Here is a 23745-nt window from a genome sequence, read left to right on the forward strand (position 1 = left end):
TTCCCCCCGGGGGCGCCAGGGGCGAGCGTCCCCGCGAGGCCGTCAGTTGACGGCCGGGCTCTCTCCCGAGGCCCACTTTATCCGCGACACCTGGACCACGCCCTGGCAGCGGGCGCACACCACGCCCTGGGCGTCATACATGCGCGCGGAGGCGAAGAGGGTGGTGGCGCCGGTGGTGTCGATGGTGGCCTCGGCGCGCAGGAGATCGCCGCGCAGGGGGCGCTCGAAGCTGATGGAGAGCTGCACGGTGGCGGCGCGGCGGGTGGGATCCCTCAGGGCCGGCGTACTGCCGATGGCCAGATCGAACAGGGCCGAGATGATGCCGCCATTGACGGCGTCGGTGCCCAGGCCGCCGCGGTGCTCGGGGCGGACCTCGGCGGAGACGACGACCTTCTCGCCGGAGGGGAAGCTCATCCGGGCACCAAAGTGCTTCATCGTCAGGCTCTGGTTGAACTGTGCGGCGTAGCGGTCGAGTTGCTCTTGCGAGGGGTAGGTCTCTGCGTCGGACATGGCGCGACTCTACTGGTAGAAGGTGGCTCATGCCGCGTCCGCCGCGACTCCTCGCCGTGCTGCTGGCCGTTTCGGGATGCTCGGGACTCCAGGACTGTGGGGCTCGCCCGCCCGCTTCGCCTTCCCGGCCCGCGACTGCTCCGGTGGCCGCTTCCTCCGCCTCCCCGGACCAGGCGGCCCTGGCGGCCGCGGCCCCCTACGCGAAGAGCTGGTGGGTCCTCCTGCATTCCTCGGCCACTCCGGGCGAGGGGGACGAGGCGCTGGAGGCACTGAAGCGGACGGGACTGCCCGTGGAGCCTCGTCGCTTGTCCACGACGCCGTTCCGGGATCTGCGTCCGTGCCTGGAGGCGGTGGTGGCCCGGACGTTCATGAGCCGGGCGGAGGCGTTGGACTTCCAGGCGCGGCTGCGCGAGGCGGGGGTGGTGGCGGACGTGAAGTACGCGGGTCCGCTGCAGGCCGGACGCGAGGTGGCCTGCCGTGCCGGAGAGCAGGCCCAGCGCGCGCTCATCGAGGGCCCGCGCCGGCGCGAGGCACCGCGTTTCGTCGAGTCCCATGTCGGACGCACCTTCATGTTGCTGGCCGGGAGTCAGGAGAGCCGTGTGCTCGAGCCGGTGGACGTGCGCCGCGGGGTCTGGATGGCTCCGGCTCCGGACGATCCCTCCGGGCTGTTCTCCCCTGGGGAGCGGGTGGACGTGTATGGCGCGCGGGGGCTGCTCCAGGGGGGCTGCGCGGTGAAGGGCTTCGCGTGGATCAACCGCGGGGTGCCCGCCCTCGACTACCTCCTGCGCGAGCCGCCGCCCGAGTCACCGGGCTGTGGCCGGGCCTGGGCCTTCGCGGAGCTGGACTGCGCGGTGCCGCCGGAGGAGTGGGGCTTCGCGCTGCCCTCGGGGACGCCCGCCCCCGTGTTCTTCACGGCCAGCGAGGCGCCCGCCGAGCTCGTCAACACCCACGAGTCCGCGCTCCGGGGCTCGCCGCGCTTCGTCGAGTCGCGCTCGGAGGCGCTGCTCCAGGCGGAGCGGGTGGGAGAGAAGCTGAAGGTGGAGGTGCGCTCGTTCAGCTACAACTCGGGGGAGTGGCGGGTGCTCTTCTCGGTGGCGCGCCTGCGCGTGGGCGAGGGTCATTCGCTCTGCGGCATGGACTATGACCAGCAGGTCACCCGTGCCGTGGTGATGCAGCCCGGGGCGGCCGCGCGCGTGCTGCCCTTGGACGACCTGTCCGGCGACACGGTGGTGGGCGTGATGGACCTGGAGGGAGACGGGCGCATGGAGTTGCTCCTGCGCGACTCCTGGCCCGCGCCGTGGGTGCGCCTGGTGCGCGAGGATGGCACCGAGGTGGCCGGCGCCGTGGTGGAGAACTGCGACAGCGGGTGCTGAGCCCGCACGGAGCGTCGAGGCTCCCCGACAGGGCGGGCGGGCGCTCCCCTTCGTGGAACGTCCTTCCGAGCGGACGGAAACTCGTTAGAAACAGCGTTTCCCCCTAGATATGGCGCTTGCCTTGAACGCCGAAAACGAACTCCTCAAAGATCTGAACGAGCCCCAGAAGGAAGCGGTCCTCCATGGGGATGGACCCCTGCTCGTGCTGTCGGGCGCGGGCAGCGGCAAGACGCGCGTCATCACCCGCCGCGTGGCCCACCTGGTGCGCCTGCGCGGCGTGTTCCCCTGGCGCATCCTCGCCGTCACCTTCACCAACAAGGCCGCGCGAGAGATGCGCGAGCGACTCGTCCAGTTGCTCGGCCCCCAGGCCCACGAGCTGGTGGTGAGTACCTTCCACTCCTCCTCGTCGATGATCCTCCGCCGGGCCCTGAAGGATCCCAAGCTGGTGGACCACAAGGTGGCGGAGCTGATGGGGCTGACGCCCTCGTTCGTCATCTACGACGACGGGGACCAGTTGCAGCTCATCAAACGCGCCATGCGCGAGGCCCGGGTGGACCCCATCATGCAGCCCCGGGAGATCCTCCACCGCATCGACGGGGAGAAGAACGCGGCGCGCCTGCCCGACCAGATGGTGGTGGACGTGGACGACGCGCGCGGCGTGGTGGTGCAGAAGACCTACCACGCCTACCAGAAGCTCCTGCGCGCGGCGAACGCGGTGGACTTCGGCGACCTGCTGCTGCTGCTCGTGGCGCTCCTGCGCCAGCGCCCGGACGTGCTGGACCAGTACCAGAAGCGCTTCCGGCACATCCTCGTGGACGAGTTCCAGGACACCAACCCGGTGCAGTACGAGCTGTTGCGCCTGCTCGCTCCGCCGGATCGGACGCCGAAGCCAAACCTGGTGGTGGTGGGCGACGACGACCAGTCCATCTACCGCTGGCGTGGCGCGAGCGTGGACAACATCCTCGAATTCCCGGAGCACTACCCGGGCGCGCGCGTGGTGAAGCTCGAGCAGAACTACCGCTCGGACCAGAACATCCTCGACGCGGCGCACGCCGTCATCCGGCGCAACTCCCGGCGCATGCCCAAGAAGCTGTGGAGCGACCGGCCCAAGGGCGAGCACCTCACCCTGCTGCTCAACCGCGACGAGCGCGCCGAGGCGCAGGAAGTCGCCCGGCGCATCCACGCGCTGCAGCGCGAGGGCTTCATCAAGTACTCGGGCATGGCGGTCTTCTACCGCACCAACGCGCAGAGCCGCGTGCTCGAGGAGGCCATGCGGCTGGCGCGCGTGCCCTACACGCTGGTGAGCGGACGCAGCTTCTACGATCGCGCCGAGGTGCGTGACGCGGCGGCCTACCTGCGCCTGATGGTGAATCCGCGCTCGGACGCGGACCTGCTGCGCATCATCAACACGCCAGCGCGCGGCATCGGCGACACCACGGTGGAGCGGCTGGTGGACTTCGCCAACCAGTCCGGGGTGAGTCTGTACGAGGCCTCGGCGGCGCCCGAGCGCATCGCCGGCCTCAACACGGCGGCGGTGCGCCGGCTGTCGGGCTTCCACGCCCTGGTGTCGTCGCTGCACGCCTTCGCCCAGGAGTCACAGGACGCGGCGAGCGCGGTGGACCAGATGCTCCAGGAGACGCGCCTGGTGGAGTCGCTGCAGACGGAGGGCAGCGACGAGTCGATGACGCGCGCGGAGAACCTGCGCGAGTTCCTGGGCGCGGCGCAGGAGTTCGATCTCAACCGGGCGGCGGCGGCCGTGGCGGCGTCCACGGCGGGCGACGACGGGGCCGCGCAGGCCGTGCCGCCGGAGGAGGCGGACCTGGACATGTCCCCGCTCACCGCGGACATCCCCCCGCTCAACGCCTTCCTGGAGCAGATCAGCCTGGTGGGTGACGCGGACGCCGAGGTGGGCGAGGGCCGGGTGGCGCTGATGACGCTGCACGCGGCCAAGGGGCTCGAGTTCGACGCGGTGTTCATCACCGGCATGGAGGACGGGGTGTTCCCGCACTCGCGTGCGCTGCATGGGGGCGAGTCGGAGGAGGGCGGGGAGGAGATGGCCGAGGAGCGGCGGCTCTGCTACGTGGGCTTCACCCGCGCGCGCAGGCGGCTGTTCGTGAGCCTGGCGCAGTGCCGCTCGCTCTTCGGCGAGCTGCGCTACAACCCGCCCTCGCGCTTCCTGGCCGAGGTGCCGCAGGAGCTCTTCGGCATCGCCGAGCAGGAACTGCCCCCGGCGCCGAAGGAAGCGCCCTTCACGAAGAAGAAGCGCAACTGGGCGGACGAGGACGACGGGCCGCGCGTGGACCGGACCTACTCGCAGGCCCCGGAGGGGGACGGGGTGGGCGGGGACGTGCGCGGGATGCGCGTGCGCCACGAGCAGTTCGGCATGGGGCGCATCATCTCGGCGGATGGCCAGGGACCCAACGCCAAGGTGACGGTGGACTTCGGCGGGCACGTGGGTCTCAAGCGCGTCATCGCCCGCTTCCTCCTGCCGGGGTAGGCCCCCGGCCCCCTGTCGCTCACGTCCCGAGCACGGCCACCGGCGCCGGCTCGGCGGGCGACACGAGCGACTTCTTCTCCCACGCCCGGCTGCGCCAGCGCATCCACATGATGATGCCGCGCGTCCACTCGTCCGCCGCGATGGCGAGCCACACGCCCGCCAGTCCCAGGTGCAGCTGGAAGGTCAGCACGTACCCGAGCGGCAGGCTCATGCACACCATGGAGCCGAAGGCCGCGTACACGGTGAACGTGGCGTCTCCGGCGGCGCGCAGGGAGTTGACGAGCACGAGGTTGAAGGACCGCCCGGACTCCAGCACGAGGCTCAGGACGATGACCTGGGAGGCGAGCTGGATGATGTCGCCATTGGTCGTGAACAGCCCGAGCAGGGGCTTGCGCAGGAGGATGGCCACGGCGTCCACCAGCACGGTGAGCGCCACGGACCACTTCAAGCTGCTCAGGGCGCGGTGGTAGGCCTCCTCCGCGCGGCTCGCTCCCACCAGCCGTCCGATGAGGATGGACGTGCCGATGCCGATGGCGAGGCTGAACAGGAAGATGTACTGCGAGATGGCGATCGCGTATTGCCGCGACGCCAGCGCCACGGAGCCCAGGAGGGTGACGTAGTACAGGAAGATCGTCTGGCAGACGTGGTACGTCACCTGCTCGACGGCGGCGGGCAGGCCCACCTTGAGGATCTTCCGGATGTACTCGCGCGAGAACGTCACGTAGTCGCGCGCCACCATCCGCACGTCCATCACCCGGTAGAGCATCCACACGAACACGGCGAGCGCGATGGCCCGGCTGAACACGGTGGAGACCGCCGCCCCGGCCACGCCCATGCGGGGCAGACCCAGGTGGCCGAAGATGAGCGCCCAGTTGCCGAGCACGTGCAGCGCGTTCATCCCCATGGCCACGTACATGGACTCCTTGGTGAAGCCGTACGTGCGCAGCAGGCTGGAGAACACGTTGATGAGGGCCTGCAGGAAGATGAAGCCTCCGGCGATCCCCATGTAGGTCCGCGCGCTGGCCAGCACCACGCCTTCCAGGTTCATCCGCTCCAGCAGCGCTCCGCCGCCCAGCAGCAGCGCCGCGCTGACCAGGATGCCGAGCAGGAGGTTCAGCGTGATGGCGAGCGCGGAGATCCGCGCCGCTTCCTCGCCCCGGCGCGCACCCAGGTACTGGGCCACGACGACGGAGGCGCCGTTGCTGATGACCTCCATGATGAGGATGCAGACGAAGATGTATTGGTTGACCACTCCGACGGCGGACACCGCATCGTCGGAGACCCCGCTGAGCATCAGCGTGTCCGCCGTGCCCATCAGCATGAACAACAAGAACTCGAGGAAGATGGGCCAGGTCAGCCGCATCAATCCGGGAGCGGAGTGCGCTGACGTGGTGTCGGTATGCATGGACGCGTATTTCCTTTGCCGCCCCGGCTCTCTCATGCCCTCGTTGGGCTGTCGAGCGACAAGACCCTGACAGTTAACGGCTGGGGTGAGACAGCGCTCCTCTATCTGCTCGCCTTCCCTTCCTCGTCCCCCCTCACGAGGGGTGTGGCTGGTACCTCCACGAGAGCCCGTCCACCCCCACCGGGCGTGCGAGCCAGGCCGTGTGCCATGGGAGCGAGCGGACGGGAGTCCGCGCCTCGTGTGGGTACCAACCACTCTCGAGGCCCTACGGGCGGCCAGTAGCGGCGAGGGTGTGAAGGCGGAGCGCGAACGGACGGGAGACGACAAGGTTGAGAGAGGTTTTCCGGACCCCTAGGATGCCCGGCAAGGAAGGAACCCGACATGGCTTCGATTCGTGACGACGAGCTGCCCAGCTCGACTGGCATACCCTCATCCGCGCGCCGGGTGGACTGGGTCGCACCCCCGGCGCTCCCCGTCACCGAGGAACTGCTGCGCGCGCTGCCCAAGACGGACCTGCACTGTCACCTGGATGGCTCGATGCGGCTGCGCACCATCCTCGAGCTGGCCGAGCAGCAGAAGGTCCACCTGCCCGCGGACACCGAGGAGGGCCTCGCCAAGGCGATCCACATGGGCGAGGTGTGCAAGAGCCTCGAGGACTACCTGGTCGCCTTCGACGTGACGCTCTCGGTGCTCCAGACGGCCGAGTCGCTCTACCGCGCCGCCTACGAGCTGGCGGTGGACGCGGCGGCGGAGAACGTGCGCTACCTGGAGGTGCGCTACTCGCCCGCCCTGCACCTGAAGAAGGGCCTGAAGATGACGACGGTCATCGACTCGGTGCTCGAGGGCCTGCGGGTGGCCAAGCGCGAGACGGGCATCAAGTACGGCGTCATCGTCTGCGGCATCCGCCACATCAACCCGCAGACGTCCATGCGGCTGGCCGAGCTGTCGGTGGCGTACAAGAACCGCGGCGTCATCGGCTTCGACCTGGCGGGCGCCGAGGCGGACTTCCCGGCGAAGGACCACAAGGAGGCCTTCCAGCTCATCCTGCGCAACAACGTCAACTGCACCGCGCACGCGGGCGAGGCCTTCGGGCCCGAGTCCATCTCCCAGGCCATCCACTACCTGGGCGCGCACCGCATCGGCCACGGCACGCGGCTGCGCGAGGACGGAGACCTGCTCAACTACGTGAACGATCACCGCATCCCGCTGGAGGTGTGCCCCTCCTCCAACGTGCAGACGGGCGCGGTGCCGAGCCTGGACGCGCACCCGCTGAAGTTCTACTTCGACTACGGCCTGCGCGTGACGATCAACACGGACAACCGGCTCATCACCGACACCACGGTCACCAAGGAGCTGTGGCTGTCGCACAAGGAGATCGGCCTGTCGCTGGAGGACCTGACCACCATCATCGTCTCCGGCTTCAAGAGCGCCTTCCTGCCGTCGCGAGAAAAGCAGGACTTCCTGCGGCAGGTGAATGATGAGATCACTCGCACGCTCGCCGCCTTCGAGAAGCGGCCCCAGGTGGTGAAGCAGCCGGCCTGAGCCGGAGAAAGGACGCGGTCGTCAATGGAGCTGGAGTTGAGTGGCAAGGTGTTCCTGGTGACGGGAGGTTCGGACGGGCTGGGCGCGGCGGTGGCCCTGCGTTTGGTGAAGGAAGGGGCTCGCGTGGCCATCTGCGCGCGCAACCCCGAGCGCCTGGAGGCCTCGGCCTCGGTGCTGCGCGGTGCGGGGGGCGACGTGCTGGCGGTGGTGGCGGACGTCACCCGCGGCGAGCACGTGGATGCCTTCGTGGACGCGGCGGCGGCGCGCTGGGGCCGGGTGGACGGGCTGGTGAACAACGCGGGGGCCGCGGCGGCGCGGCCCTTCGCCGACCTGGACGACGCGGCGTGGGAGGCGGACCTGCAGCTCAAGCTCTTCGCCGCGGCGCGGGCGTCCCGGCGCGCGCTGCCCCACCTGCGCGCGGCGGGCGGCGGCGCCATCGTCAACGTGCTGGCCATCGCGGCCAAGGCGCCGGGGGCCCAGTCGATGCCGTCCTCGGTGTCCCGGGCGGCGGGCATGGCGCTCACCAAGTCCCTGTCGAAGGAGCTGGGGCCCGAGGGCATCCGGGTGAACGCGGTGCTGCCGGGCCTCATCGAGAGCGGCCAGTGGGAGCGTCGCGCGCTCGCCACGAGCCAGCCGGTGGAGACGGTCTACTCGCAGCTCTCCAAGGGCTCCGGCATTCCGCTTGGCCGCGTGGGCAAGGCCGAGGAGTTCGCCGACGTGGTGGCCTTCCTGCTCTCGCCGCGCGCGGGCTTCGTGAGCGGGGTGGCTCTCAACGTGGACGGTGGTCAGTCCCCCGTCGTGTGAAGTGTGAAGATTCCCTGGCGCTCTCCCCGGCCTCCGGGTGGAATCGGGCGGCGCGGGACCCCTGGGGCTCGCGACCGCTTCACGCATTCACACGAGGGGAACGCACATGGAACCATTTCCTGAGAACCCGCCGGGCTCGCAAGGCCCGGGCTCACGCGCCGCGGCGCTCGAGGAGGTGAGCTCACCGGCCATCCTGTTGATGGTGACGGCCGGGCTGGGCATCGTGATGTCGTTGTTGAGCCTCATCTGGTCCGCGGTGATGGGGACGCAGGAGATTCCTCCCGAGCTGGCCTCGGATCCGAACGTGGGCAAGTACGTCCCGTTGATCCAGCGCATGCAGTCCTTCAGCAGATTCTCCACGGTCATCAGCCTCCTGCTCGGTGGCGTGACGTTCTTCGGCGCCCTGAAGATGAAGAAGCTGGAGAACTTCGGCCTGTCCATGGCCGCCGCCATCATCGCCATCATCCCGTGCTTCCAGCCGTGTTGCTGCCTCGGCATCCCGGTGGGCATCTGGGCGCTGGTGGTGATCAACAAGCCGGAAGTGAAGTCCGCCTTCCGCGGCTAGGGGCCGGACACACGACGGCCCGCCTCCACGAGCCGTGGGCGGCGGGCCGGGTGGACATCGCGGGACTCAGGCGACCTTCATGCCCTTGGGGATGACGACCACGCCGCCCGCGGTGACGTGGAAGCGGCGCCGATCCTCCTCGAGGTCGTAGCCGATGGTGGTCTCCTGGGGGATTTCCACGTTCTTGTCGATGATGGCGCGCCGGATGCGGCAGCGCCGCCCGATGGTGACGTTCTCGAAGAGCAGCGAGTCCTCGATCTCGGAGAACGAGTTGACGCGCACCTTGGGTGAGAGCACCGAGCGCCTCACGTGGCCGCCGGAGATGATGCACCCCTCGCTCACCAGCGAGTCCATGGCGTGGCCCACGCGCTTGTGCTCCTGGTCGGCGAAGACGAACTTGGCCGGCGGGAAGTTGTTGGGCTGGGTGTAGATGGGCCACCGGTCATTGTAGAGGTTGAACACCGGGTTCACCTCCACCAGGTCCATGTTGGACTGGTAGTACGTGTCGATGTTGCCCACGTCCCGCCAGTAGCCGCGCTCCTTCTCCTCCTGGCCGGCGATGACGTTGGTGGCGAAGTCGTACACGTACACCGGCTCGCGCTTGTACAGCTCGCTGATGATGGACTTGCCGAAGTCGTGGGCGCTCGACTCGATGGCCGCGTCGCGCACCACCTCCTGCACCAGCGACTGGGTGGTGAAGAGGTAGTTGCCCATGGACGCCAGGCAGTACTTGTCGTTGCCCGGCATGGGCGGCGGGTTCTTGGGCTTCTCCACGAAGCCGCGCATGCGCCCGTCCGGCCCCACGTCGATGATGCCGAACTCCCGCCCCTCGTGCAGGGGCACGGGGATGGCCGCCACCGTGCAGGCGGCCTTGCGCTCGACATGGAAGTCGAGCATCTGCCGGCAATCCATCCGGTAGATGTGGTCCGCGCCGAAGACGAAGATGTGGTCCGGCTCCTCGTCGGTGATGATGTTGAGGTTCTGGTAGATGGCGTCCGCGCTGCCCTTGTACCAGTCCATGCCGGTGCGCATCTGCGCGGGCACCGTCTCCACGTAGTGGTCCAGGAAGGCCGTCATCCGCCAGGCGCGCGACAGGTGCTTGTTGAGCGAGTCGCTCTTGTACTGGGTGAGCACCTTCATCCGGTAGATGCCGGAGTTGGCGAAGTTGGAGAGGACGAAGTCGATGATGCGGTAGCGACCGCCAAAGGGGACGGCCGGCTTGGCGCGTTCACGAGTCAGGGGTTCGAGCCGGGTTCCGGCCCCCCCCGCGAGGATCATTGCCAGCAATTTCGCCATAGGGTGCGCCAAGTTAGCTGGAGGGCGAGACCCCGCAAGCCCGCTCTGGCGGCATCGTTGAGTAGCGAAACTGCGCCCTCCTGACGGGCGCTCGTGGCTTCCCACGGGGCAGCCGTGCTATGTCTTCCGGGCGATGGCTGGCGACGAAACCCGAGTAACCAAGATCTCCGCGATCAAGGATCTGGCGAGCACGGTCGATGCGGAATGCTGCATCGTGCAGATTCACGGGCCGGAGCTGGGCAAGAAGTACACGCTCCTGGAACATGAATTCACCATAGGACGTGAGGAGGGCAACCACATCGTGGTGGACCTCGACAACGTCTCGCGCCGGCACGCGCGCATCATCCGCATGCAGGGGCGGATGTTCGTGCAGGACCTGGGCTCCACCAACGGCACCTACCTCAACGATCAGGAGGTGACGCAGGAGACCCCGCTGCGCAGCGGCGATCTCATCAAGGTGGGGGGCTCCATCTTCAAGTTCCTCACCGGTGACAACGTGGAGCTGCAGTACCACGAGACCATCTACACGCTCACCATCCAGGACGGCCTCACCGGCATCAACAACAAGCGCTACTTCCTGGAGTACCTGGAGCGCGAGATGGGCCGGTGCCACCGCTACGGGCGCCCCCTGACGCTGATGCTCTTCGACATCGATTTCTTCAAGAAAATCAATGATGTCCACGGGCACCTGGCGGGTGACTACGTGCTGCGCGAGCTGTCGCAGACCCTCAAGCGGCTGGTGCGCAAGGAGCAGTGCTTCGCGCGCTACGGCGGCGAGGAGTTCGCGGTCGTCATCCCCGAGGACGGCGGCGACAAGGCTCGCATCTTCGCGGAGAAGATCCGCCGCACCATCGAGGAGAAGCAGTTCGTCTTCGAGAACCAGGAGATTCCCGTCACCGTGTCCCTGGGCGTGGCCGACATGACGCCCGACATGGTGGAGCCGCTCCAGTTCATCAAGATCGCCGACGCCAATCTCTACAAGGCCAAGAAGGCGGGCCGCAACCGCGTGATCGGCTAGCCACCCCAGCCATCCTCCCCCTGTGCCGGGGGAGGGTGGGGCGGAAGTGACTCAGGTCCCCTCGCGCAGCTCGGCCAGCCGGCCCTTGGTGCCCGGCAGGTGGCTCGGGGCCATGCGCGTGTAGAGGTACTTCACGGTGTCGTGGAGCGTCTCGTGGACGTCGCGGGCGTGGAAGCCCAGCTCGCGCTCGGCCTTGGCGCTGTCCAGCCAGAACCAGTGCTCGCCGATGTCCACCTCCTGGGGATCCAGGGTGGGCTTCGTGCCGCGCCACTTCGCCACCTGCTCGAGGAGCCTGGCGCCCAGCACGTTCACCCGCGGGGGCAGCTTGAGCCGGGGGGCGGGCACGCCGGTGAGGCGCTCGAGGCGCTGGAAGAAGTCCCACATGGACAGGTTCACACCCATGAGGTGGCGCCCGTACACCTCGCCGCGCGTGAGCGCGTTGACGAAGGCGTCGGCCAGGTCGCGCACGTCCACGAAGGAGATGCCGCCACCGGGCATGGCGGGAATCTCCCCCTGGAGGAACTTGAGCACCGTCCACGTGGACGACAGCCGGTCATCCCCCGGCCCCATGAGGAGGCTCGGGTTGAGCACCACGAGGGGAATGGCGTGCTGGCGGCAGAACTCCAGCGTGAGCTTCTCCTCGTAGATTTTCGACAGGTAGTAGGGCCAGCGGCCCACCACCTCGATGGGGTAGTCGTCCTCCTCGGTGCGCACGCGCTCCTCCTTGGACACGGCGATGGTGCCCGAGGTGGAGGCGAGGATGATGCGCCGCAGGCCCGCCTCGCGCACGTCGTGGAGCAGCGCGCGTGTGCTGTCCACGTGCAGCTCGTACATGCGCCGCGCGTCCTTGTCCTGGAAGGAGACGAGCCCCGCCAGGTGGTAGAGCGCCTGCACGCCGTCGAGCGCCCGGCGCACGGCCTCGCGGTCCTTCAAGTCCCCGGGGATGAACTCCACGCCCTCGAAGCCCGGGCCCTTGGGACGGGAGCGGCCGATGACGCGCACCTCGTGGCCAGCGGCCACCAGTCGGGGCACCAGGTGCGAGCCCAGGAAGCCCGTGCCTCCGGTGACGAGCAGCTTCACGAGTCACTCCTTTCCGTGGACAGGGCGCGGCGCTGGTCCTCCACCGTCGCCGAGTCGTCGAAGCTGAGCACCCGGCCCGCGGCGAGCGCCCGGATGGCGTCCTCGGCGAGGCGGGTGGCGTAGCGGTAGCTCTCCGAGCGCGACATGCCATGCGTCTTGGCGCGCAGCATCTCGTGCGTGAGCACGGGGCCGATGTGGCCCTCCAGCTCGCGCGCCTTGGGGAGGATCCTCCCCTTGGGCAGGGCCTCGTAGGCGCCCTTGAGATAGATGGGCAGCACGTCCACGTTGTAGGTGAGCGACAGGTAGCCGAGCGTGGGCTTGAACTCGAGCAGCTCGCCCGTCACCGAGCGCGTGCCCTCGGGGAAGATGAGCAGGTTGTAGCCCTGCTGCAGGGCGCTGCCGGCCATGCGCAGCGACTCGCGCAGCGAGCCGTGCCGGTCCATGGGGATGAGGTCCGTGAAGTTCTCGAAGTACGCGCGCTTGAGGGGCGTGTCGAAGAAGTAGTCGCGCGCGGCGATGGTGGTGAGCCGCTGGCCCTGCTCGCCGAGCACCAGCTTGACGAGCCCCATGTCCAGATGGCTCGTGTGGTTGGCGATGACGAGGAAGTTGCGGTTCTGGGGGATGAAGGGCTTGCCCGTCACCTTCACGTCGAACAGGCCGCCGAAGATGGCCTGCTGGCCGAGCCGCACCGCCTGCCGGCCCAGGGTGACGAGGGGCTCGGGGACGGGGATCTCCACCTCGTCGCTCTTCTGGACCTCGCGGGAGATGTCCTTGGCGCGCGTCTCCACGCTCGGCTTGCGGCCGCTGGTGAGCACGAGCTTGCGCAGGTCCTCCACCGTCTGCACGTGCGTGAGATCATTCGCGGAGGGCAGGGGCACTCCCGCCTGCTCCAGGGCCACGGACAGCTCGGTGAGCATGAGCGAGTCCACGCCCAGGTCCCCGCTCAGGTGGGCCTCGGGGCGGATGTCGGCGAGGGGTCGGTTCACCACCTCGGCGAGCAGCGGGTAGAGCCAGTCGGCCACGCCACCGGTGCCCGCGTGCTGCACGCGCTCGCGCGCCTTGTCCCCGGAGGCGACGAGCCGCTCCAGCTTCTTGAACTCCTCCACCACCTGCTTGCGCTTGACCTTGCGCGAGGACGTGCGGGGCAGCTCCAGGTCCGTGAAGCGCAGCACCTTCACCCGGCGGTAGAAGGGCATCTCGTGGCCCTTCTTGCGGAAGTGCTCCTCCAGCTCGCGCCGCACCTCCTCGCGCGGCCGCTCGAGGTAGTCCGGCACGCACAGGCAGGCGACCTTCTCGCCACCGGCCTCGTCCGGGAGCCCCACGATGGACAGCTCCTTGATGTGCGGGTGGTCGCCGTACACCTCCTCGAGCTCGTCCGGGTACACGTTCTTCCCGTTGGCGTCGATGATGACGTCCTTCTTGCGCCCCACCAGGTACAGCCGGCCCTCGGCGTCGATGCGGCCCAGGTCTCCGGTGTACAGCCAGCCCTCCTTGAGGACGGCGTCGGTGGACTCCTTGTCGCCGAAGTAGCCCGCCATGACGCTCGGGCCGCGGGCGATCACCTCGCCGATGCCCTCGTTGTCCGGCTCGAGGATGCGCAGCTCGATGCCCGGCAGCGCCTTGCCCACCGTGCCCGCCAGGCGCTTGTTGACGTTCGTCTCGGACACCGTGAGCACGGGGGCGGCCTCGGTGAGGCCATAGCCCTCGATGATGTTGAAGCCGAGCTGGTGGAAGGCCTTGTGCACGTCATCCGGCAGCGCCGAGCCGCCGGACACGAGGAACTTGATCTTCCCGCCGAACTTGCGGTGCACGGGCCAGAAGAGCAGCTTGCCCAGGTTGAGGTTGCTGCGGTTGCGCAGCTCGCCGTGGGTGGCCATCAGCGTCTTGAGCGCCTGCTCCACCAGGGGCGGGCGGCTGGCCATCTCCTGCGTCACCTTGCGGTGCAAAAGCTGCCAGAGCGCGGGCACGCCGATCATCGCCGACACGCGGCCCGTCTCGAACACCTCGCCGAGCTTGTCCGACGTCAGCTCGTCGATGTACGTCACCTCGGCGCCGCGCGAGAAGGGCGTGAGGAAGCCGGCGGAGAACTCGAAGGTGTGGTGCAGGGGCAGCACGGAGAGCACCCCGTCGCCGACCCCGATGGCGAACGCGCCCGCCAGCTTCGCGATGAGCGAGGCGAAGTTGCGGTGGGTGAGCATCACGCCCTTGGGCGTGCCGGTGGTGCCCGAGGTGAAGATGAGGCTGGCCACGTCGTCCGCGGCGGCCGTGTGGCGCACCGGGCCGATGTTGTCCGGGTACGCCGGGTCTCCACTCATCGCCTCGGCGAGGCTGGCCACGCGCGTGGACAGGCCCGCCTGGGTGAGCAGCTCGGCGAGGTTCGGCATCTCCGTGGCCGTCTCCTCGGAGACGAGCAGCACCCGCGCCTCGGAGCGGCGGGCGATGTTCACCACCTCGGCCTCGTTGAGGCTCGAGTCCACGGGCACCGCGGTGCCGCCCGCGCGCAGAATGCCGAAGTAGGAGATGGGCCACTCGGGCCGGTTCTCCGACAGGAGCATCACGCGCTCGTTGCGCTTGACGCCCTCCTTCATCAGGAAGCTGCCCACGCGGTTGGCGTAGCGGTTCACCTCGCCGTAGGTGAAGCGCTCTTCCTTCTCGTTCGCCGCGAAGCGGAAGGCGACGCGGTGGCGCCACGCGTTGACGCTCGCCTCCAGCATCTCCAGGAGGTCGCGGTGGGCGGGGATGACGGTGCGCCGCTTCGTCTCCTCCTCGAGCCCCGGGAACACCCACTTCTCCAGGCCGGGCAGGTGGGTGTCGAGGAAGTAGACGCGCCAGTCGATGGCCTCGGGGGCCCAGGGGATGCGGGCCCGGTCATGCGGCGCCATGTGCGCGTAGACCGAGCGCGTGTTGTCGCAGCGGAAGACGTAGCGGTTGTCGTAGAGGAAGGGCATGAACAGATCGATGAGCCCCATGAGGCCCTCGCCCTGTTCCTCCACCTCGGTGAGCGCCTCGCGCGCGCGCTCCATGACGGCCTGCACCTTGGGGGCTCCCCAGGCGGGCTTCACCTCGTCGATCACCTGGCGCAGCAGGCGCGCGCCCTTGACGAACATGGGGGCGCTGAAGTTCTCGAAGACGAAGCGGCTGGCCGGCATGGGCTCGATGCGCGAGCGCAGCTCGTTCATCAGCGCGTTGCCCGTCTCCTTGTTGCGGTAGTAGCGGCGGCGGTAGAGGCCGACCAGCTCGATGGAGCGGCTCGCGTAGAACGGATTCACGTCGCCACTGGACAGGTGGTAGACGCGCCGCTCCTCCACCTTCATGGAGTGGGCGGTGATGCCGATGGTGGCGCCGGCCACGTGGTCCACCGGGATGATGTCCAGGATGGCCTTGTCCCCGGCGGGGATGTTGCGCTGGCCCTTGATGCCGGCGAAGGCGAGCGGCGCCGAGGTGGTGAAGCCCTCGTTCCACCCGGGGAAGGGGAAGTGCTGGGCGGACTCGACGATGGAGGGCCGGACGATGGCGTAGCGCAGGCCGGGGGTGCTGGCCATGACCTGCTCGCCCAGGCTCTTGGTGTACGTGTACGTGTTGGGCCAGCCCCAGTGGCGCGCCCGGTCCATGCCCGCGCGCACCAGCTCGCCGGACAGCCACAGCTTGCGCTCGCGGCCCACGGCCAGCCGCAGCGTCTTCTCGTCGCTGGCGTCGCGGCCCTCCTGCTCCAGCCGCTCCAGGGCCTTCTTGCGGAAGAGGGACGTGAGCGTCTTGTCGTCGGCCTGCTCGCGCAGCCGGGCCACGATCTTGTCCGCGTCCGCCAGCTCCTGCGCGAGGCTGAAGTCGCGGCCGTCCAGCTCGTCCTGGCGGGGGAAGTAGCCCACCACGTCCTCGTCCTCGAAGACGAGCCCGTTGCGGTTGCCCGCCACGAAGGCGGTGGACATGTGCACCAGCGGCACCTTCCACTTGAGCGCCAGCTCCACGGTGTTCTTCACGCCGTGGGTGTTGACGTTGAGGCCCACCTCCAGCGAGGGGTTGAAGGACACCAGGCCCGCGCAGTTGATGATGGCGTGCACCTGGCCCACGAGCGCGTCGGCCTGCTCGGGCGTCAGGCCCATGAGCGGATCGGTGATGTCACCGTCGAGCACCTGCACCTTGCGGCGCAGGAACTCGAGCGCGCCCTCGTCGCCGTGCGCGTCGCGCAGCGGCTGGAAGGGCTCGCTGGTGGCCACCTTGTCGAAGAAGCGCCGCTCGGCGGACGGGGCACTGCCCTTGCGCACGAGCACGTAGAGCTTGTCCAGCTGCTCGCCGTAGCGCGACAGGATCATGGACAGGGTGACCTTGCCCACGAAGCCGGTGGAGCCCGAGAACAGCAGGCGCTTGCCGGTGAAGACCTCGGTGACGTTCAGCTCGGGGGAACTCATCGTGTGGACAATCCCGGAGGAGGCTTACTTCACGTCGACCATGACGGTGGGGGCGATGCGCAGCAGGCTGATGCTGGCCGAGCGGCCCATGAAGCCGCGCGCCTCCTCGATGGCCTCGGTGAGGGTGTCGGTGCGGTCCCAGCCGAGCAGCGCCGGGACGTGGTTGTTCTCCGCGCCCGCGACGATGACCTTGCCCGCGTGCTGGCGACCGTTCTCGCCCCAGTACCACATGTAGAGCGGGTGCACGCCGTGGTAGGCGTTGCCCTTGCGGTACAGGTGCACGTAGCTGGGGTTCTCGGCGAACTCGCGCTCGTACTTCCTCTCGATCTCCACCGCGTCGCGCGTCTCGGGCAGCACGCGGTTGAAGAACTCGATGTAGCTGGGGTGCTGCACCGGATCGAACTCGTCGAAGGCCGGGTGGGTGAGGATGATGACGCCGCCCTTCTTCACCAGCGGCACGCCGCGGTTGAGGTTGAAGAAGTAGCCCAGCCCCATCACCTGCACGAGCAGCGGGTTGAGGATGGAGTTGACGCTGTAGGGCGAGATGAAGGGGATGGGGAAGATGACGATGTCGCTCTGCCCCTGCACCGGCACCACGTACTGCTGCCAGCTCTTCTCCAAAATCTTCTGGTGCGTGGGCTCGGTGGCGCCGGCGAACACGCCCGTCACGTCATAGGGGGCGGGCACGGAGTTGAGAATGGTGCGGGCCGCGGCGCGCGGCACCTTCGACAGCGCGTAGCGCATGGCATGGAACTTCAGCCGGTCGCCCTCGGTGTAGTCCTCCTCGCGCTTGTGGAGGAAGTCGGTGGCCGGGCCGAACATGCGGTTGTTGAGCACCGACTCGATGTGGAAGACCTTGAGGTGCTTGTCGATCGCCTTGCCGATGCGCTCGTTGCGCCGGTACAGCTCGCTCTTCTTGGGCTCCATGTAGCTCTCGGAGCCGCGGATGGTCTGCGGGTTGTGGTGCGCGCGCAGGCTCGCGTAGTTGGCCAGGCCCGTGCCCATGGACTTGTGCCCGCCGTTCATGGGCACGAAGTTCACGTTGACGTAGACGGTGAGGTCGCTCTCGGCCACGCGCCGGTTGACGGCCACCACGTGCGAGCCGCATGGGCTGCGCTCCAGCTCCGTGATGCCGTCGGGGTCCTCGGCGTCGTGGTTGTAGTAGCGCTCCGGGTAGTAGGCGTCGAAGATCTTCTGGCCCACCATGCGCCGCATCTCGCCCTCCGTCATGCGGCGGTGCAGGGCGTTGGCGATGATGAGGTGGATGTCGTCCACGCCCGAGTCGGCGCACAGCTCCAGCACCACCTCGAGGATGGACTGGCGCACGTCGGGCGTGGCCATGGGCGGCAGCGGCACGGAGATGTCGTCGATGACGCAGGTGAGCCGCATGCCCGGGCGCAAGAGCGCGTGCAGGGGCTCCATGCCCTCGGGGTGGTTGATGGCCCAGCGGATGGCGGCCTTCACGTTGGGCACGCCCGCCAGGGGCGGACGGGGGAAGATGACCCGGGTGCCCACGGGCAGGTCCTCGAGCAGGAAGTTCTCCCCGCTGAAGAGCGCCCGGGGAGGGCTGCCCTTCTCGGTGATGACGACCTGACTTTCCTCGTCGTAGAGCTTCTGGAGCGTCTTGAGGGGGCGCATGGGGGCGGAGGCTTTCGTTACTTGAGGTCCAGGATGGGCCAGTTGTAGGCCCGGGCGATGGAGCGCAGACGCATGTCCGGGTTGACGGCGGTGGGCCGCCCCACCACGGCGAGCATGGCGTAGTCGGAGGAGCTGTCGGAGTAGCCGTGGCACTGGTCGAGCGCCAGGCCCTCGCGGACACAATAGGAGCGGATGGCGTTGGCCTTGTTCGCCCCTTCGATGATGGGGGGGATGACCTTTCCGGTCGCCTTGCCCCCCACGAACTGCATCTTGTTGGCGATGAGATCATCGGCGCCCAGGTGGCGCACCAGGGGCCGCATGCTGAAGTCCAGGGCGCCCGTGACGAGCACGATGCGGCAGCCGGCCCGGCGCGCCTGGTCGATGAGGTCGCGCGTCTGCTCGTACAGGGCGGGCTTGAGGACGTCCTCGAACATGTCCTCGGCGATGGAGATGAGTCGATCCTCGGACAGTCCGGCGTAATAGCGGTAGAAGAACTCGTTGAACTTCTTACGGTTCACCGCGTCCATGGCGGCGAACAGGGGGGCACTGGCGGCCGTGGCCAGCGTCCTCCCGGCGATGCCCAGCAGGGAACCCCGGTTCATCGCATAGTAGGCGTAGACGTGGACGACGTTGGTTTTCACCAACGTCCCGTCGACATCGTAGAAGGCGGCTTTCGCGGGCATGGGCAAGGCGGGCTTCCTGACACCGGAGTCAGGCGTGTGTCAACCGCGCTCCACCTCCCGGAATTCGCCGAATGGACCCCAGAAGCCTCGCGAGGCTCCCTGTTCTGGCGTGCAAGCAGCCTCGGTTATCCCACATCCATCCAGGCGGCCCGGTCCTTTTCTCGGGGGAGGGCGTCACAGCCAGCCATGTTCCCTGTACCAGAGGGCACTGCGGCGGATGGTGTCGGCCGGGTCTCGCGTGGCGCGAAAGCCCAGGAGCCGCTCCGCCTTGGCGCTCGAACACGTCCAGGCGGGCGCGAGCAACTGGCGCGCGAACTTGCGGTTGAGGGGCAGGGGCCGGCCCGTCAGCCGCGCCACCCCATCCGCCACGGTGGCCAGGGTGCTCAGGACGAGGGGCGGCAGGGTCACGGTCCGGGGCCGGACGCCCAGGGCCTCGGCGGCGAGGTCCTGGATGCGCTCCAGGGTGAAGGGGTGGGGGTGGCCCACGAAGAAGGCCTGCCCGAGGGCCTCGTCCCGCTCGGCCACCACCTGGAGCAGGTCCACCACGTCCTCCACGTCCACCAGGGTCAGGGGCCGCTCGCCCTCGCCCAGGCGCAGCTTCAGCCCCCGCGCGACCAGCCGGAAGAGCAGCAGGTTCTCCCGGTCCCGGGGCCCCACGATGCGCGGAGGCCGGACCACCGTCACCGGCAGCCGGTCCGCGTAGGAGAGGGCGATGCGCTCCGCCTCGGCCTTGCTCTCCCCATAGGCGTCCGTGGGGTGGGGGGCATCCTCCTCCACCCGGGGGCGCCCGGCGCTGCTCGGCCCCGAGGCCCCCAGCGAGCCCACCAGCACCAGCCGGGGCCGGTGCCCCGCGGCCACCAGGGCCTCGCACAGCAGCCGGGTCCCCTCGGCGTTGACCCGCAGGAAGTCCTCCCGGGTGGCCGCCCGGCGTACGCCCGCCAGGTGGAAGACCACCTCCTGGCCCTCCACCGCGCGCGCCAGTCCCGGAGCGTGGATCACGTCTCCTTCCGCTCGGGTGTACTCCACCCCGGCCAGCCCCGAGACGTCGCTGCCCGGGCGCAACAGGCATGTTGCACGGTGACCCCGCTCGACGAGCGCTCGCACCAGCGCCGACCCCAGAAAACCATTCGCTCCAGTGACGAGGATCTGGCTCATGTCGATGTCATTGCAGAAAACACTCTTCCCTTCCGAGGGAGAAACATTATTTTCTCTCTCGGCCCTCAGAGGGAAGAATGCAGCGGAGGGCTGATTTTCGGCCTCGGGCGTGCTACGAGCCCGTTGGCTCAGGGTGTGAACACGCTGTGCAACGCCCCTGGACACTGCGACCAGGGGAAGGAGATCCGAACAGAATGGCCGCCAAGAAGACCACCACCGCCGCTGCGAAGAAGGCTCCCGCCGCCAAGAAGGCTCCCGCCGCCAAGAAGGCCGCTGCGGGCAAGCGCAAGCCCAACGCGGCGTTCATGAAGGAGATGACGCCGTCGCCCGCTCTGGCGGAGATCGTCGGGAGCAAGGCCCTGCCGCGCACCGCCGTCGTGAGCAAGATCTGGGACTACATCAAGAAGAACAACCTCCAGGATCCGAAGAACAAGCGGCAGATCAACGCCGACGACAAGCTCAAGCCCATCTTCGGCGGCAAGAAGTCCGTCACGATGTTCGAGCTGACGGCGCTGGTGAACAAGAACCTGTCCTGAGCCGTGAGGACCGGCTCCACTGGCCGGTAGTTGCCCGGAGGGCCCGCCACCGCAAGTGGCGGGCCCTTCGCGTTGGGGCTGCCACCGGGCGAGCGTTGGATAGCGGGCGGAAGTCGCTCGTCGTGGTGGCCAGACGCGTCAGACGGCCCTACGACTGGTCCCATGCGATTGGATGGAACGACGGTGTCGGGGGGCGACGCCTCCCAGACGGGAATCGATGCGTTGGCGGGCGCGGTGTACACGCGGGTCCGGGAGGACCTGCTGGCGCGCGGCACGCCGCTGTCCACCTACCGCGTGCAGTTGCACAAGGGCTTCTCCTTCGAGGACGCGCGGCGGATCGTGCCCTACCTGGCCCGCCTGGGCGTGTCGGACATCTATTGTTCGCCCTACCTCAAGGCGAGCCCGGGCAGCACGCACGGCTATGACTGCGTGGACCACAAACAGCTCAACCCCGAGGTGGGCTCGCCCGTGCAGCACGAGGCCTTCTGCGACACGGTGCGCGAGCACGGGCTCGGGCAGGTGGTGGACGTGGTGCCCAACCACATGGGCATCGAGACCTTCAATCCCCTGTGGTTCGACGTGCTGGAGAACGGCCCCGCGTCCGTGTACGCGCGCTTCTTCGACGTCGACTGGCAGCCGGTGAAGGACGAGCTGGCGGGCAAGGTGCTCCTGCCGGTGCTGGGCGACCAATACGGGGTGGTGCTCGAGAAGGGTGAGCTGAAGCTGGGCTTCCGCGACGGGGCCTTCGTCATCCACTACTACGACCGGCTCTTCCCGGTGGCCCCCCGGCAGTACGCGCGCATCCTGGCGCGTGGCGTGGAGGCGTTGGAGGCCCGGCTGGGCCCGGTGGACACGCACCTCATCGAGCTGCACTCCATCCTCACCGCCATCCGCCACCTGCCCGAGCGCACCGAGACGCGACAGGCGCAGATCCTCGAGCGCAACCGCGAGAAGGAGGTCATCAAGCGGCGCCTCGCCACCCTGGCGGCCGCCAGCCCCCAGGTGGCCGCGCACATTGCCGCCAACGTGGAGGCCATCAACGGCAAGCCCGGCGACCCGCGCTCCTTCGACGAGCTGGACGCCATCCTCGAGGGCGGCAGCTACCGGCTGGCCCAGTGGCGCGTGGCGGGCGAGGAGATCAACTACCGCCGCTTCTTCGACATCAACGGCCTGGCGGCCATCCGGGTGGAGGATCCGCAGGTGTTCGCCGAGGCGCACCAGCTCATCTTCGAGTGGCTGCGCAAGGGGCAGGTGACGGGACTGCGCATCGATCACCCCGACGGGCTCTACGATCCCACCGCCTACTTCCTCTCGCTCCAGGAGCGCTACTTCCTGGAGCGGGCGCGGGCGCTCTTCGACACCGAGTACGCCGCGCGGGCGGATGAGTGGCCCGAGGTGGAGCGGCGGCTGCGCGAGCGCTGGCGGGCGGAGGCGGGGGCGCACGTGGACTCGCCGCTGCGCAAGGCGCTCTTCGTGGCGGTGGAGAAGATCCAGGGCGGGCGCGAGCGCATCCCCGAGTCCTGGGCGGTGCACGGCACCACGGGCTACCGCTTCGCCAACGCGGTGGGTGGCATCTTCGTGCAGCCCAACGCCGAGGGGGTGATGACGGACACCTATCACCGCTTCATCGGCGAGGCGCCCGACTTCGACGGGCTCGTCTACGAGAAGAAGCGCCTCATCATGCGCGACTTCATGTCCAGCGAGCTGAACGTGCTCGCCCACCGGCTCAACCGCATCTCGGAGATGAACCGGCGCACGCGCGACTTCACCCTCAACAGCCTGCGGCGCGCGCTCATGGAGTTCATCGCGCTCTTCCCCGTCTACCGCACCTACGTGGATGACGAGCGGCCGGAGCTGGACGCGCGCGACGTGCGCTACATCAAGGACACCCTGCGCCACGCCAAGGCGCGCAACGTCACGCTCAACGTCACCATCTTCGACTTCCTCGGCGACGTGCTCTTGCGGCGCTACCCCGAGCATCTGGGCGAGCACGAGCGCGCGGAGATGCTCGCCTTCGCCATGAAGGTGCAGCAGGTGACGGGTCCGGTGATGGCCAAGGGCCTGGAGGACACCGTCTTCTACGTCTACCAGCGCATGGTCGCGCTCAACGAGGTGGGTGGCGAGCCGGAGAACTTCGGCACCAGCGCCGCCATCTTCCACGAGCGCAACCAGGAGCGCGCGGCGCACTGGCCGGCGAGCATGCTCACCACCAGCACGCACGACACCAAGCGCAGCGAGGACGTGCGCGCGCGCCTCAACGTGCTCTCCGAGCTGCCCGAGGAGTGGCGCCAGCGCGTGGAGCGCTGGTCCTCGCTCACGCGCACCCACCGCTCGGAGATGCCCGAGGGGCCCGCCCCGTCCCTCAATGACGAGTACCTCTTCTACCAGACGGTGGTGGGCGCCTGGCCCATGGGCGGCTCGCTCTCCGGCAAGGCCCTGGAGGAGTTCCGCGGCCGCGTCCGCGACTACATGCTCAAGGCCATCAAGGAGGCCAAGGTCCGTACCTCGTGGACCAACCCGGACAAGGACTACGAGGAGGGCGTGTCGCGCTACGTGGAGGACTGTCTGGACGAGGAGAAGGGGCGTGCCTTCCTCGCGGACCTGCTCGCCTTCAAGCGCCGCATCGAGCGGCCCGGCCAGCACAACGCGCTCGGACAGCTCCTCATGAAGCTCATGTCGCCCGGCGTGGTGGACACCTACCAGGGTTGCGAGCTGTGGGATCTGTCGCTCGTGGATCCGGACAACCGCCGCCCGGTGGACTACACCGTGCGCGAGCGGATGCTGCGCTCGCTCGATCAGGAGACCGAGAAGGGCCGCGCCGAGCTGTGCACCCGCCTGACGGCGGACATGGAGGACGGCCGCATCAAGCTCCTCGTCCTCTCCGAGGGACTGCGCCTGCGCCAGCGTCAGGCGGAGCTCTTCCGCAAGGGGGGCTACCGGGCACTCTCGCTGACGGGCCCGCGCGCGGACGCGGCGGTGGCCTTCGCCCGCGAGCACGGGTCGTCGGTCGTCATCGCCGTCGCACCGCGTTACACCCTCTCCGCCCTGGAATCCGGGGGGTTGGTGGCGGCCTATGAAGAAACGTCCCTGGAACTCCCCGCCTCCTATGCGAGCATGACGTTCCGGGATGTGTTCACCGGGCAGCAGGTCCGACCGGGACGGCACGGAGAGGGGGCCGTGCTTCCGCTGTCACCTCTGCTGGTGGGCTTCCCGCTCGTTCTGCTCGAGAAGGAGTGA

The 23745-nt window shown here is 68.6% G+C and carries 16 protein-coding genes; 8 read left to right on the forward strand and 8 right to left on the reverse strand.

Features of this window, described 5'->3' with window-relative positions; translation table 11 throughout:
* Positions 1–42: 42 nt before the first annotated feature.
* Positions 43–510 (reverse strand): PaaI family thioesterase, encoded by a 468-nt coding sequence (locus CYFUS_RS11170; protein WP_095985207.1) that lies wholly within the window; start codon positions 508–510, stop codon positions 43–45.
* Between the two features lie 29 nt (positions 511–539).
* Here CYFUS_RS11170 and CYFUS_RS11175 point away from each other — a divergent pair, with 29 nt between their 5' ends.
* Both CYFUS_RS11175 and CYFUS_RS11180 read left to right on the forward strand, forming a co-directional pair.
* Positions 540–1883 carry a hypothetical protein gene (locus CYFUS_RS11175; RefSeq protein WP_157758386.1) on the forward strand — a complete coding sequence of 448 codons (1344 nt, stop codon included), beginning with the start codon at positions 540–542 and terminating at the stop codon, positions 1881–1883.
* A 109-nt stretch (positions 1884–1992) separates the two neighbouring features.
* Positions 1993–4380 carry an ATP-dependent helicase gene (locus CYFUS_RS11180; protein WP_095985209.1) on the forward strand — a complete coding sequence of 796 codons (2388 nt, stop codon included), beginning with the start codon at positions 1993–1995 and terminating at the stop codon, positions 4378–4380.
* A gap of 19 nt (positions 4381–4399) precedes the next feature.
* Here the strand turns inward: CYFUS_RS11180 and CYFUS_RS11185 are convergent, their stop codons facing one another.
* The gene (locus CYFUS_RS11185; RefSeq protein WP_095985210.1) at positions 4400–5785 is read right to left on the reverse strand and encodes an MATE family efflux transporter; all 1386 of its coding nucleotides are present in this window, start codon (positions 5783–5785) and stop codon (positions 4400–4402) included.
* A 381-nt stretch (positions 5786–6166) separates the two neighbouring features.
* Here CYFUS_RS11185 and add point away from each other — a divergent pair, with 381 nt between their 5' ends.
* The 3 genes from add (at position 6167) to CYFUS_RS11200 (ending at position 8696) form a co-directional block, all read left to right on the forward strand.
* The gene (add, locus tag CYFUS_RS11190) at positions 6167–7327 is read left to right on the forward strand and encodes an adenosine deaminase (protein ID WP_095985211.1); all 1161 of its coding nucleotides are present in this window, start codon (positions 6167–6169) and stop codon (positions 7325–7327) included.
* Between the two features lie 24 nt (positions 7328–7351).
* The gene (locus CYFUS_RS11195) at positions 7352–8131 is read left to right on the forward strand and encodes an SDR family oxidoreductase (protein ID WP_095985212.1); all 780 of its coding nucleotides are present in this window, start codon (positions 7352–7354) and stop codon (positions 8129–8131) included.
* A gap of 106 nt (positions 8132–8237) precedes the next feature.
* Positions 8238–8696 carry a hypothetical protein gene (locus CYFUS_RS11200; RefSeq protein WP_095985213.1) on the forward strand — a complete coding sequence of 153 codons (459 nt, stop codon included), beginning with the start codon at positions 8238–8240 and terminating at the stop codon, positions 8694–8696.
* A 66-nt stretch (positions 8697–8762) separates the two neighbouring features.
* Here CYFUS_RS11200 and glgC read toward each other — a convergent pair whose 3' ends face one another.
* Positions 8763–9992, reverse strand: a complete 1230-nt coding sequence (gene glgC, locus CYFUS_RS11205; protein ID WP_095985214.1) for a glucose-1-phosphate adenylyltransferase — start codon at positions 9990–9992, stop codon at positions 8763–8765.
* 133 nt (positions 9993–10125) lie between these two features.
* On the opposite strand from glgC, the gene CYFUS_RS11210 reads away from it, so the two are divergent.
* Positions 10126–11010 (forward strand): GGDEF domain-containing protein, encoded by an 885-nt coding sequence (locus tag CYFUS_RS11210; RefSeq protein ID WP_095985215.1) that lies wholly within the window; start codon positions 10126–10128, stop codon positions 11008–11010.
* Between the two features lie 51 nt (positions 11011–11061).
* Here the strand turns inward: CYFUS_RS11210 and CYFUS_RS11215 are convergent, their stop codons facing one another.
* The 5 genes from CYFUS_RS11215 to CYFUS_RS11235 form a co-directional block, all read right to left on the reverse strand.
* Positions 11062–12090, reverse strand: a complete 1029-nt coding sequence (locus tag CYFUS_RS11215; protein ID WP_095985216.1) for an NAD-dependent epimerase/dehydratase family protein — start codon at positions 12088–12090, stop codon at positions 11062–11064.
* Entirely contained in the window at positions 12087–16496 is a 4410-nt protein-coding gene (locus CYFUS_RS11220) for an AMP-binding protein (protein WP_095985217.1), read from the reverse strand. The genes CYFUS_RS11215 and CYFUS_RS11220 overlap by 4 nt, the downstream gene beginning before the upstream one ends.
* A 24-nt stretch (positions 16497–16520) precedes the next feature.
* Complete coding sequence (locus tag CYFUS_RS11225) at positions 16521–18134, reverse strand: lactate racemase domain-containing protein (protein WP_095985218.1); 1614 nt, start codon at positions 18132–18134, stop codon at positions 16521–16523.
* 17 nt (positions 18135–18151) lie between these two features.
* The gene (locus CYFUS_RS11230) at positions 18152–18817 is read right to left on the reverse strand and encodes an HAD-IB family hydrolase (RefSeq protein WP_071901256.1); all 666 of its coding nucleotides are present in this window, start codon (positions 18815–18817) and stop codon (positions 18152–18154) included.
* Positions 18818–18991: 174 nt separating this feature from the next.
* Complete coding sequence (locus CYFUS_RS11235; RefSeq protein ID WP_095985219.1) at positions 18992–19972, reverse strand: NAD-dependent epimerase/dehydratase family protein; 981 nt, start codon at positions 19970–19972, stop codon at positions 18992–18994.
* A gap of 194 nt (positions 19973–20166) precedes the next feature.
* Here CYFUS_RS11235 and CYFUS_RS11240 point away from each other — a divergent pair, with 194 nt between their 5' ends.
* Entirely contained in the window at positions 20167–20508 is a 342-nt protein-coding gene (locus CYFUS_RS11240) for an SWIB/MDM2 domain-containing protein (RefSeq protein ID WP_095985220.1), read from the forward strand.
* Between the two features lie 162 nt (positions 20509–20670).
* Positions 20671–23745 carry a malto-oligosyltrehalose synthase gene (gene treY, locus CYFUS_RS11245; RefSeq protein ID WP_198316539.1) on the forward strand — a complete coding sequence of 1025 codons (3075 nt, stop codon included), beginning with the start codon at positions 20671–20673 and terminating at the stop codon, positions 23743–23745.

The sequence above is a fragment of the Cystobacter fuscus genome (genome assembly GCF_002305875.1).
Classification (GTDB): domain Bacteria; phylum Myxococcota; class Myxococcia; order Myxococcales; family Myxococcaceae; genus Cystobacter; species Cystobacter fuscus_A.